The 2,165-nt window shown below is 66.9% G+C and carries 2 pseudogenes; both read left to right on the plus strand.

From position 1 onward, the window contains the following. A pseudogene (locus tag JCM19049_RS12325) lies at positions 1-488 on the plus strand (FAD-dependent oxidoreductase); the annotation flags it as partial. A 96-nt stretch (positions 489-584) separates the two neighbouring features. Beyond that, a pseudogene (gene pyk / locus JCM19049_RS12330) lies at positions 585-2,091 on the plus strand (pyruvate kinase). Positions 2,092-2,165 lie beyond the last annotated feature (74 nt).

Consider the following 2,165-nt stretch of genomic DNA (forward strand, 5'->3'; position numbering starts at 1 on the left):
CCCGGGCACCCGTGGCCGACGGTGCCGCCGCTGTTCGAGGTACAGTCCTCCCACGAGGAGGGCGGGCAGCGCAGCTACCTGCCTCCACTGTGAGATTTAATGGTCGGCAGGGCCGGGTGATCGGTGTTACAGTGGCAGAGACGGAATTTGTCGCTGGCTCACGCCTCCCGAAGCCCGGCACCGAGAAGCTGATCAAGGCGGATCTGGTGCTGCTCGCCCTCGGGTTCACCGGACCGGAAAAAGCCGGGCTGGATGAACAGGTCAGTATCGATTTCGACAATCTGGGCAACGTCGCCCGTGATGGCTACTACCACACCGGCGCGGACAATGTGTTCGCCGCCGGGGACGCCGGTCGGGGACAGTCCCTGATCGTGTGGGCCATCGCCGAGGGGCGCTCCGTCGCCGCGGCGGTGGACCGTCACCTGCAGGGGCACACCATGTTGCCCGCACCGGTCGCCCCCACCGATAGGGCCATCAGCATCATGTGAGTGTCACGGGTGCGTTGCGGCCAGCCATGGAGTTTCAGCCTTGGAATTCCCGGCCGGACGTACCGTGGAAAGTGAAAGGCATAATAGGCTGACGGTATGAGACGCGCGAAGATTGTTGCTACCTGGGGACCATCGATTGAGAGCTACGAAAACACCGTGGCGGTGTTGCAGGCCGGGGTGGACGTCGCCCGGCTGAACATGAGCCATGGCGACCATTCCACACACGCGAACAACCTGGAAAACGTGCGCAACGCCTCCCGTGAGGTAGGCCGCGCGGTGGGGATCTTCGCCGACCTGCAGGGCCCGAAGATCCGCCTGGGCCGGTTCAAGGACGACGCGAAGTACATCCTGGAGCCGGGGGAGCGGTTCACCATCACCACCGAGGACATCGAAGGGGACCGCAGCATCTGCTCCACCACCTTCAAGGGCCTGCCCGGGGATGTGCAGCCGGGGGACATGCTGCTGGTCAACGACGGCAAGGTCCAGCTGCGCGCCCTGCAGGTCGACGAGGTCAAGGTGCTCACCGAAGTCGTCGTCGGCGGGGAGGTGTCCAACAACAAGGGCATCAACCTGCCCGGCGTCGCGGTGAACGTGCCGGCACTGAGCGAGAAGGATGAGGACGACCTGCGCTGGGCGATCCGCGCCGGGGTGGACATGGTCGCCCTGTCCTTCGTGCGCAACGCCAGCGACATCCGTCGCGTGCACGAAATCATGGATGAGGAAGGCCGCCGCCTGCCGGTGATCGCCAAGATCGAAAAGCCGCAGGCCGTCGCCGCCCTAGAGGAGATCATCGACGCGTTTGACGCGATCATGGTCGCCCGCGGCGATCTGGGCGTGGAGCTGCCGCTGGAGGAGGTCCCGATGGTGCAGAAGCGCGCCATCGAACTGGCCCGCCGCTGGGCGAAGCCGGTCATCGTGGCCACCCAGGTGCTCGAATCGATGATCGAGTCCCCGACCCCCACCCGGGCCGAGGCCTCGGACTGCGCCAACGCGGTCATCGACGGCGCCGACGCGGTCATGCTCTCCGGGGAGACCTCGGTGGGCGCTACCGGTGGAGACCGTGGCCACCATGGCCCGGATCATCACCTCCACTGAGCAGCACGGCCTGGACCGCATCCCGCGGCTGGGCTCCAAGCCCAAGACCCGCGGCGGGGCGATCACCCGCGCCGCCGTGGAGATTGCCGACCAGCTCGATGTGAAGTACATTGTCGCGTTCACCCAGTCCGGTGACTCGGCGCGCCGCCTCTCCCGGCTGCGCCCGCACAAGCCGGTGCTGGCCTTCACCCCGCTGCCGCAGACCTACAACATCATGACCCTGATGTGGGGTGTGCAGGCCCGCCTGGTGGAATACGCCGACCACACCGACAAGATGACCGCCCAGGTCGACGAACGCCTGCTCTCCGAGGGGCTGGCCGAGGTCAACGACCTGGTGTGCATCGCCGCCGGTTCGCCTCCAGGGCAGGCCGGGTCCACCAACACACTGCGCATCCACAAGGTCGGTGACCTTGCCGATGCGGGCCAGCTGCTGGACGGCAAGCCGATGCCGGACCGGGAGAAGGTCGGACCGTGGGCGCCGGAGAACGTGCGCGGCACCTCCATCTAGCATAGCCGCCGACGCGGGCCGCGAGGTTTCTCACGGCCACCGGCCAGGGGCGCCAATCCTTTGCGGGATTGCGC

It is taken from the genome of Arthrobacter sp. JCM 19049 (assembly GCF_001310435.1).